Raw genomic sequence first — 9,180 nt, 5'->3', positions numbered from 1 at the left:
TTCGAGGAGCTGGTCGTGGGTGAGGAGCACCTGGCCGCCGTCGTCGGGGCGGGAGGCGGGGGCCACCTCCAGGCGTCCGTCGCCGTCGCGCCGCACCGAGCTTCCGGGTCCGGCGTAGAGCAGCGCGAGGACGATGCCTGAACGGTTCATGGAAATGCGTCTCCGGCCTGTGCGAGCGAGGGGAGTTCTGAGTATTCCAGCAGGCAGTGACGTTCGTCGGCCTCCGTGGCGATAGGGGCGCAGCTCACATCGCAGGGGGCCCGCCGAAGGGCGGCGTGCTGCGCCTGCGGGGCGCGGTGCGCGGCACGGGAGCGTCGCCGTGCTTGAAGAGCGGCGACCGAATCCGCGGCCGCTCCCTGCCGGGCGGTGGGCGTTCCGGTCGTCGCCTTCGGCCGACGGCGACCACCGCACCATCCGAGGCGGCGGGCGGCGGGCCTCGTCACGGCTTTCTCGGGGCGTGGAAAACGGAATGTCCCGCTGCTTCAGCGGACACGACCGAATACGCCGTTCGGGTCCGGCCGCTGGATCGCTGGTCCGTGTCCGCCGGGGCGCCGGTCAGGATCCCGGAGGAGGGGCAGGGCCGCCTCCGAACCGCGACGGCCGTGCTGAACCGGTCGCACGGAACTGACCCCGCCGGCCGATGCGGCCGCCGCCGACGTCCGTTGGCCAGGGGGCGAACCCTGTCGGCGAGTTCGTAGCGGTGTCCGGGGGAGTGCGCTCGGCGGATGCGCGGTCGCTCCGGTCCAGGCGGGCCGGGCAGGCGGCCGGGCGCTCGATCTCTCCGTGCGACAGGTGGCCGGACCCGAGGGGGCGGCGCGTCGTGCGGGGAGCCCCCGCCCGGGTCAGGCGACCTCGTCGGGGACGCGGGCGGGCGGGGCGGCCGTCGCGGCCTCGGCGGTGATGCGCCCGTTGCGCAGGTGCAGGCGGTGGTGGGCCCGCAGCGCCGAATCGGCGTCGTGGGTGGCGTACACCACGGTGACCCCCTCCCCTGCGACCTCCTCCAGGACCCGCTGGATCACCTCCTGTGCGCCGGTGTCCAGGCCGGTCGACGGCTCGTCCAGGAGGAGCAGGTCGGACTCCTGGGCGAGCCCCTGGGCCAGCAGCGCCCGCTGCCGCTGTCCGCCGGAGAGCCCCCCGAGCGGGCGGTCGGCCAGGTCGGCGATGCCCAGCCGGTCGATGCAGGCGGCCACCACGGCCCGGTCCCGGGCGCGGGGGCGCCGCCACGGGCCCAGATGCGCCCAGCGCCCCATGGCGACGGTCTCCCGGACGGTGATCGGCAGGGCGTCGGGCACGGCGCTGCGCTGGACCACCAGCGCCGGGCGCTCGCGGTGGCGCCGCTCGAGGAGCCCCGCGGTCGGCGCGTGCACCCCCGCCAGCACCCCCAGCAGCGTGGACTTTCCCGACCCGTTCGGGCCGACCAGCGCCGTCGCACGCCCGCGGGGCAGGACGGCGGCCACCCCCTCCAGCACCGTCGTGCGGCCGTAGCCGGCGGTCACGCCGTGCAGCTCCACGGCGTTCGGTGTGCGGTGGGCCACGTCGCCTCCTCGATTGACAACGAAAATCATTTTCAGTGTACGGTCTCCCCATGGACTGGCTGACCGCCCCCTTCGAGGTGGCCTTCGTCGCACGGGCCCTGGTGGCCGGCGTGCTCGTCTCGACCGTGTGCGCCCTGGCCGGGACCTGGGTCGTGCTGCGCGGCATGGCCTTCCTCGGCGACGCGATGGCGCACGGCATGCTGCCCGGGGTCGCCCTGGCCTCGCTGCTGGGCGGCAGCCTGTTCCTCGGCGCCGCCCTCAGCGCGGTCGCCATGGCGCTCGGCGTGGGCGCGGTGACCCGCTGGTCCCGGATCTCCCAGGACACCGGGATCGGGCTGCTGTTCGTCGGCATGCTCTCGCTCGGCGTGATCATCGTGTCCCGGTCGCAGTCCTTCGCCGTGGACCTGACCGGGTTCCTCTTCGGCGACGTGCTGGCCGTGCGCCCGGCCGACCTGGCGGTCCTGGCNGCCCCCCGCCGCGGCGGCCGTCGCCCTGCCGGGCCACCGCGCCTTCGTCGCGCTGGCCTTCGACCCGCGCAAGGCCCAGACGCTGGGGCTGCGCCCGCGCCCGGCCCACCTGGCCCTGCTGGGCCTGGTGACCCTGGCGATCGTCGCCTCCTTCCACGTGGTGGGCACTCTGCTGGTCTTCGGCCTGCTCATCGCGCCCCCGGCCGCGATGGCGCCGTGGGCCCGGCGGATCCCGGTGATCATGCTCGGCGCGGCCCTGCTGGGATCGGCCGCGACCTTCGCCGGCCTGGTCCTGTCCTGGCACCTGGGCACCGCGGCCGGGGCGACCATCGCCGCCGTCGCGGTGGCCTTCTTCTTCGCCTCCGCCCTGGCGGCGGCCGCGCGGGACCGCCGGCCGGCCGCCGCCCCCGCGCGGCCCGCACCCCGTACCCCCGTCCCCGAACAGGAGCACGCGTTCACACCATGACGAACGGATGGAGAACCGGTCCGGCACTGGCCTGCTGGGCGGTGAGCGCCCTGGTGCTCGCCGGGTGCGCGGCCGAGGGCGGGACCGCAGAGGAGCCCGGGGCCGCGCCGCACGGGTACGTCGAAGGGGCCGAGGAGACCGCCGAGCCCCAGTGGCGCCTGGTCATGGCCGACACCGAGGACGGATCGGTGTCCGTGCTCGACCCCGCGACCGAGGAGGTGACCGGGCTCGACCCGGTCCCGGGCGCCGAGACGGCCGCGACCGACGGCCGCCACGTCTACCTGGGCACCGGTGACGCGGTGAGCGTGCTGGACAGCGGGGCCTGGACGGTCGACCACGGGGACCACGTGCACTACTACCGCGCCGAGCCCGGAACGGTCGGCGAGGCCGGAGGCACGGGCGCGGGCGCGCTGCGGGCCTCCGGGGACGCCGGAGCCACGGTGCTGGCCTCCGACGGCGGCCTGCTGGTGCTCGACCGCGCCGCCCTCGACGAGGGGGAGGTCGAGGTGACGGCCGAGCCCGACGCCGCCGCCGTGCTGCCCTACGCCGGGAGGCTGCTGGCCGCCGGGGGCGGTGAGGACGCCGTGCGGGTCCTGGAGCGCGACGGCTCCTCCACCGGCCGGGCCCTCGACGAGCCGTGCCCCGACGCCCGCGGCCAGGCCGTCACCCGTCGGGGCGCCGTCCTGGGCTGCGCCGACGGGGCCCTGCTGGTGACCGAGGAGGACGACGCCCTCGAAGCGCGGAAGGCCCCCTATCCGGAGGACCCGGACGCCCCGCCGGTGGACGGCCTCCACCACCGCCCCGGCGCCCCCGTCCTGGCCGGGGCCGCCGGAGACGAGGGCGTGTGGGTCCTCGACGTCGGCGCGGCCGAATGGACCTTCATCGACGGCGGCCCCGCGCTCGCGGTCGGCGCCGCCGGAGAAGACCTGCCGGTGCTCGTCCTCGGCGAGGACGGGGCCCTGAGCTCCTACGACCCGGGGACCGGCGAGCGCACCGCCCGGACCGAGCTGCTCGACCCGCCCGACGGGGACGGCCCCGCGCCCGCCGTGCGGATCGACACCGCCCGCGCCTACGTCAACGACCCTGCCGCCGATGCGGTCTACGAACTCGACTACAACGACGACCTGAGGCTCGCCCGCACCTTCGACCTCGGAACCAGCCCCGACCTCATGGTCGAGACCGGGTGGTGACCCCTCTCCCGGTCTCCCGGCCGAACCAGGGGAAGCCGCCCTCCCGGGGCCCGCTTCCTCCCCGCCCTGACGCTCCGGGCCTCCTCGAAAGGACACACGTGACCGCGATGCCGACGACCCGCCCGCCCCGCGCCCGCGGCCGCGCCCTCCGCCGCGCCGCGGCCCCGGCCCTCGCCCTGACCGCCCTGGTCCTGCCCGCGGCGCTGTCCGGGTGCGCTGCCTTCGGCGACGACCGCTCCGGCGTCGTCGTCACCACCAACATCCTCGGCGACCTCACCCGGGCCGTCGTCGGCGACGAGGCCGAGGTCACCGTGCTCATGCCGCCCAACGCCGACCCGCACTCCTTCGGGGTCTCCGCCCGGCAGGCCGCGCGGATGGAGCAGGCCGAACTGCTGGTCTACAACGGCCTCGGCCTGGAGGAGGGCGTGCTGCGCAACGTCGAGGCGGCCGAGGGGGCCGGCGCCTCGGGACTGGAGGTCGGCGAGGCCGTCGACCCCATCGAGTACACCGAGGGCGAGACCGCCGGGCGGCCCGACCCGCACTTCTGGACCGACCCGGTGCGCGCCGCCGAGGCCGTCGACGCCATCGCCGGCGCCGTCGTCGCGCAGGTCGACGGCGCCGACGAGGACCGCGTGCGCGCCAACGCCGAGCGGTACCGGGGGCAGGTGGAGGAGCTGCACGAGGAGACCGCCGAGCGCTTCGCGGCCCTGCCCGGGGAGCGGCGCCGGCTCGTCACCAACCACCACGTCTTCGGCTACCTCGCCCAGCGCTACGACTTCGAGGTCGTCGGGGCGGTGGTGCCCAGCGGCTCCACCCTGGCCTCGCCGAGCAGCGCGGACCTGAAGTCCCTGGCCGACGCCGTCCGCGACGCGGACGTCCCCGCGGTCTTCGCCGACTCCTCCCGGCCCGACCGGCTGGCCCGGGTGATGGCCGACGAGGCCGGCCTGGAGATCGAGGTCGTCCCGCTCTTCAGCGAGTCCCTGACCGGCGAGGACGGTGAGGCTCCGACCTACCTGGAGATGACCCGCCACAACACCGGGGCCATCGCGGACGCCCTGGCCCGGTGAGCCCCTGATCCGGCCTACCCCCCTCGTCCAGAACACCCCCGCACGGAAACGGAACCCCTACCATGCAGAACCCGCCCCTGACGGCGCGCCGACCCCGTCGCGGGCCGCGGGCCACCGCACCCGCCGCCCTTGCCGCACTGGCGGCGCTCGGCCTGACCGCCGCCTCCTGCGGGACCGGCGGCGGGGACGGCGGAGGCGACCAGGCCGCCGCCGAGGCCGCCGACGCGCTCGTGGCCACCTACGACGGCGGGATCTTCGTCCTCGACGGGCAGACCCTCGAGGTCGTCGAGGACATCCCGCTGGAGGGCTTCAACCGCCTCAACCCGGCCGGCGACGGGCGCCACGTGCTGGTGTCGACCTCGACCGGCTTCCGCGTGCTCGACGCCGCCGGCGCCGAGCTCACCGACGAGGAGTTCGAGGCGCCCGAGCCCGGCCACGTCGTCCGCCACGCCGGCAGGACCGTGCTGTTCTCCGACGGCGCCGGCGAGGTGACCGTGTTCGACCCCGCCGACCTGGGCGACGGGCTCCCCGAGGCCGAGACCCACACCACCGACCACCCGCACCACGGTGTCGCCGTGGTGCTGGAGAACGGCGAGATGGTGGTGACGCTCGGGGACGAGGAGGAGCGCACCGGCGTCCAGGTGCTCGACGCCGACCGGGAGGAGATCGAGCGCAACGAGGAGTGCCCCGGGGTGCACGGCGAGGCCACCGCCCGCGACGAGGCGGTCGTCATCGGCTGCGAGGACGGCGTGCTCGTCTACCGCGACGGAGCGCTCAGCAAGATCGACAGCCCCGACGACTACGGCCGCATCGGCAACCAGGCCGGGCACGAGGGGTCCCGGTACGTGCTGGGCGACTACAAGACCGACCCGGACGCCGAGCTGGAGCGCCCTGAGCGCGTCACGGTCCTCGACACCGCCGAGGGCGGCCTGGAGCTCGTGGACCTGGGCACGAGCTACAGTTTCCGCTCCCTGGGGCGCGGCCCGGACGGCGAGGGCCTGATCCTGGGGACCGACGGCGCGCTGCACGTCATCGACCCGGAGTCGGCCGAGGTCACCGATTCCCACCCGGTCAGGGGGGAGTGGAGCGAGCCGCTGGAGTGGCAGGAGCCGCGTCCCACGCTCTTCGTCCGCGGCGGGACCGCCTACGTGACCGACCCCGGGGAGAAGAGGCTGTACGCCGTGGACATCGCCTCCGGTGAGGTCCAGGAGGAGACCGAGCTGCCCGAGGCCTCCAACGAGATCACCGGCATCGAGGGCTGACCGGCGGGGACGGGGGCGGCCGCGGCGGGTGCCGCGGTCGCTCCCGTGACCCTCGGGATTCCCGCCGTCCGAAGAGAATTCACGGACGCGCGGGTTCCGAGCGCCCTTCCGGGGTGGCACGATGAGCGACCGTACGGTTGCCCATCGTGCCCTCCGGGCGCCCGATCCCCCGCCCCGCCCCCGTCCCGGATCCCCGCTCGCGCGTGTGCGCCGCCCCCGCCATCCCCGCAGGCGGCCCGCGCATCCCCCCCGAGGAGGCCCCGTGCCCCGTCCGGCCGCCACCGCGCGCATGCTCGGCCCCGCCGCCGCTGCCGCCCTCGTCCTGGCCCTCGCCCCGCCTGCCCACGCCGACACCGGCTCCCTCGCCGCCACCACGGCGGTGGGGGTGCACAACGCCTACGAGAAGTCCGCCTTCCCCTACTTCGCCGACGCCCTGGACAGCGGCGCCGGGCTGCTGGAGACCGACGTCTGGACCGACGAGCACACGGGCGACTGGCGGGTCAGCCACGACCTGTTCGGCCAGAGCAACAACTGCGTCGGCGCGACGGACCCCGACGACCTGCGCGACGGCGGCACCGACAACGACTTCCGCGCCTGCCTCACCGACATCCGCACCTGGCACGAGGCCAACGCCGGGCACCGGCCCCTCACGCTGAAGATCGAGATGAAGGACGGCTTCCACGCCGCGAGCGGGATGGGGCCCGCCGAGTTCGACGCGCTGCTCGGCGAGGTGCTCGGCGACGCGCTCTACCGCCCCGCGGACCTGAAGGGCGGCCACGCCACGTTGGACGAGGCCGCCCGCGCCGGGGCCTGGGCCGACCGGGACGCCCTCGCCGGCAGGATCCTCGTCGAGCTGATCCCGGGCACCGTCGAGCGCGGCAACCCCTTCGACGACCTGTGGACCGACGAGGAGTACGGCCGCCACCTGCGCGACCTCGCCGAGGCCGGGGAGGTCGGCCGGGCGGCGGCGTTCCCGGCGGTGCTGGACGCCGAGCCCGGCGACCCCCGTGAGCGCTACGACGAGGGCATCCGGCCGTGGTTCGTGGTGTTCGACGGGAGCGCGACGGCCTACGCCGGGGGCGGGGGCATCGACACCTCCTGGTACGCCGACAACGGCTACCTGCTGATCATGACCGGGGCGCACGCGGTCTCCCCGGCCATCGACCCCGTCTCCCCGGGCGAGGAGGAGGCCGCCGAGCGCGTCGCCGAGCTCGCCGAGGCGGGTGCGACGACGGTGACCAGCGACTGGACGGGGCCGCCGTCGGTGCTGGGCATGGTCCTGCCCCGGGGGTGATGCGCGACGGCCGGGGCGGGCACGGCGATCAGGCGGGCACGCCCCAGTGGCCCGCCAGGTCCCGGTAGAGCGGCGATCCGCGCATCAGGTCCGCGTGGGTGCCGTAGGCCGTGCCCGCCCCGTCCAGCAGCAGGATCCGGTCGGCGCGCAGCGCCGACGACAGCCGGTGCGCGATCACGACCAGCGTCGTCCCCGGGCGCTGCGCCAGCGCCGCCTCCGCGCGGGCCTCGGCCCCCGGATCGAGGTGGCAGGTCGCCTCGTCCAGGATCAGCAGGGGCGAGGGGGAGGCGTAGGCCCGCCCCAGGCAGAGCATCTGGCGCTCTCCGGAGGAGAGCGCCGCCGGGTCCACCTCGGCGTCCAGTCCGCCGAGGCGGTCCACGAGCGGGCCGAGCCGCAGCGCCGCCACGGCCTCGCCGAGGCGGTCGTCCCCGGCTTCGGGGGCGAGCTGGGCGAGGTTCTCGCGGACCGTTCCGGCGAACACGTACCCCTGCTGCGGCAGGAGCACCCTCCGCCGCGCCAGCGACCGCGCGCCGCCCCCGCCCGGCGGCAGGCCGCTCAGCCGGACGGTGCCCCGGTCGGGGGTGTGCAGGCCGGTGAGGACGTGTGCGAGCGTGGACTTGCCGATGCCGCTGGGCCCCACCACCGCGAGGTGCGCCCCGGCCGGCACGTCGAGGTCGAATCCGTCCACCAGCGGGCGGGTGCCGGCCCCGTAGGAGATCCGCAGGTCCCGGCAGTACACGGCCGGTTCGGCACGGCCGTCCGGGAGTCCGGCGCCGCCGTCCCGGGTCTCGCCTTCCTCCTCTCCCTCCTCCCGGGGCTCCTCAGCGTGCTTCTCCTCCTGCTCCTCGGGGACGAACCGGTCGAGGACCACCACCAGGCGGCTCCCCGCCGCCGCGACCGCCGTCATCATGGTCCGCAGCGCGGGCAGCAGCGACTGGACCAGGTAGGTGAGCGCCCCCATCAGCGCCCCGGCGCTCACGCCCTGGTCGAGCAGCCACGGGGTCGCGGCCAGGAGCAGGATGACCGGGAGCTGCCCGGCCGCCCCCAGGGCCAGGGTCCGAACCGCCGTCCACCGCGCAAGGGCCCTGGCCGCCGAGGCCGCCTCCTCGGTCAGGCGGAGCAGTTCGTCCCGGGCGGGGCGCGTGGTCCCGCAGGCGACCAGGTCGCGCAGGCCGACGCGCAGGGCCGCCGCCCGGTCGGTGCAGGCCTCGTCCGCGTCGAGGAAGCGGCGCTGCGCTGCGGCCATGGGCGGCAGGGTGAGCAGGAACAGCAGCAGGCCCAGGGCCATCGGCGGCAGGACGACCGGCAGCAGCTCGGGGGCCAGGGCGGCCATCCCGGCGACGGCGCCCACGGCGGTGAACGCGAACGAGCGCACCGTCAGCACCAGTCCGGCGAAGCCGTCCCGGGCGATCTCGGTCTGCTGGGTGAGGCGGGAGACCGCCGCCCGCTCGGCCTCGGCCGCCCGGGCGGGGTCGGCGACGGCCCGGCGCAGGGCCTGGTCCGCGGCGCGCCGGACCAGGCCGTCGCGGAAGGGCTCGACCATCCCGGAGAGCCGGTGGAAGACTCCGCGCAGGACCGGTCCGGCGAGCAGCACCGAGGCGGCGGCGACGCCGAGCCAGGCCAGGCCTTCGGCGGGCCGCCCGGCGAGGAACCCGCGGTCCAGGGAGCAGGCGATCGAGAAGCCGACCAGGAACGTCTGGACCGACTCCAGCAGGGACCACGCGGCCAGCCCGAGGAGCCCGCCCTTGTGGCGGCGGAAGAAGCGCAGCCCATGGGGGAGGAGCCTGCGGAGGAGCCCCCGATGCCACCGGCGCGGGGCCGTCACCGGGTCCTGCCCTGCCGCGGGCTCTCGAGAAGCGTGGGGTGGTGCGGCCGTCGTTCTCATGGGGCTTCGTCGTT

The 9,180-nt window shown here is 76.0% G+C and carries 6 protein-coding genes and 1 pseudogene; 5 read left to right on the top strand and 2 right to left on the bottom strand.

The annotated features are described in order from the left end of the window. Nucleotides 1-842: 842 nt before the first annotated feature. Nucleotides 843-1,535: a zinc ABC transporter ATP-binding protein AztA gene (gene aztA / locus D450_RS0113570; RefSeq protein ID WP_017539213.1), complete on the bottom strand. Its 693-nt coding sequence runs from the start codon at nt 1,533-1,535 to the stop codon at nt 843-845. A 50-nt stretch (nt 1,536-1,585) separates the two neighbouring features. Between aztA and aztB the strand changes: the two are divergent. The 5 genes and pseudogenes from aztB (at nt 1,586) to D450_RS0113540 (ending at nt 7,281) form a co-directional block, all read left to right on the top strand. Continuing rightward, nucleotides 1,586-2,468 (top strand): annotated as a pseudogene (gene aztB, locus D450_RS34285) (zinc ABC transporter permease AztB). Next, nucleotides 2,465-3,658 (top strand): hypothetical protein, encoded by a 1,194-nt coding sequence (locus D450_RS34280; protein WP_017539210.1) that lies wholly within the window; start codon nt 2,465-2,467, stop codon nt 3,656-3,658. The pseudogene aztB and the gene D450_RS34280 overlap by 4 nt, the downstream one beginning before the upstream one ends. Nucleotides 3,659-3,756: 98 nt before the next feature. Next, entirely contained in the window at nt 3,757-4,725 is a 969-nt protein-coding gene (gene aztC / locus D450_RS0113550) for a zinc ABC transporter substrate-binding protein AztC (protein WP_017539209.1), read from the top strand. Nucleotides 4,726-4,787: 62 nt separating this feature from the next. After that, nucleotides 4,788-5,987 (top strand): zinc metallochaperone AztD, encoded by a 1,200-nt coding sequence (gene aztD / locus D450_RS0113545; protein WP_017539208.1) that lies wholly within the window; start codon nt 4,788-4,790, stop codon nt 5,985-5,987. A 262-nt stretch (nt 5,988-6,249) separates the two neighbouring features. After that, nucleotides 6,250-7,281, top strand: coding sequence for a phosphatidylinositol-specific phospholipase C domain-containing protein (locus D450_RS0113540; RefSeq protein WP_017539207.1), 1,032 nt, complete (start codon nt 6,250-6,252; stop codon nt 7,279-7,281). Nucleotides 7,282-7,309: 28 nt separating this feature from the next. Here the strand turns inward: D450_RS0113540 and D450_RS0113535 are convergent, their stop codons facing one another. Beyond that, nucleotides 7,310-9,106 (bottom strand): ATP-binding cassette domain-containing protein, encoded by a 1,797-nt coding sequence (locus tag D450_RS0113535; protein WP_017539206.1) that lies wholly within the window; start codon nt 9,104-9,106, stop codon nt 7,310-7,312. Between the last annotated feature and the right edge of the window lie 74 nt (nt 9,107-9,180).

It is taken from the genome of Nocardiopsis halophila DSM 44494, assembly GCF_000341245.1.
Classification (GTDB): Bacteria; Actinomycetota; Actinomycetes; order Streptosporangiales; family Streptosporangiaceae; genus Nocardiopsis_A; species Nocardiopsis_A halophila.
Note: the sequence above shows the minus strand (reverse complement) of the source record. Positions and strands in the feature narration are given on the sequence as shown.

Excerpts from the sequence above, each read along its gene's own strand:
- D450_RS34280 (WP_017539210.1), top strand. The coding sequence starts at position 2,465 with ATGACGAACGGATGGAGAACCGGTCCGGCACTGGCCTGCTGGGCGGTG.
- aztD (WP_017539208.1), top strand. The coding sequence starts at position 4,788 with ATGCAGAACCCGCCCCTGACGGCGCGCCGACCCCGTCGCGGGCCGCGG.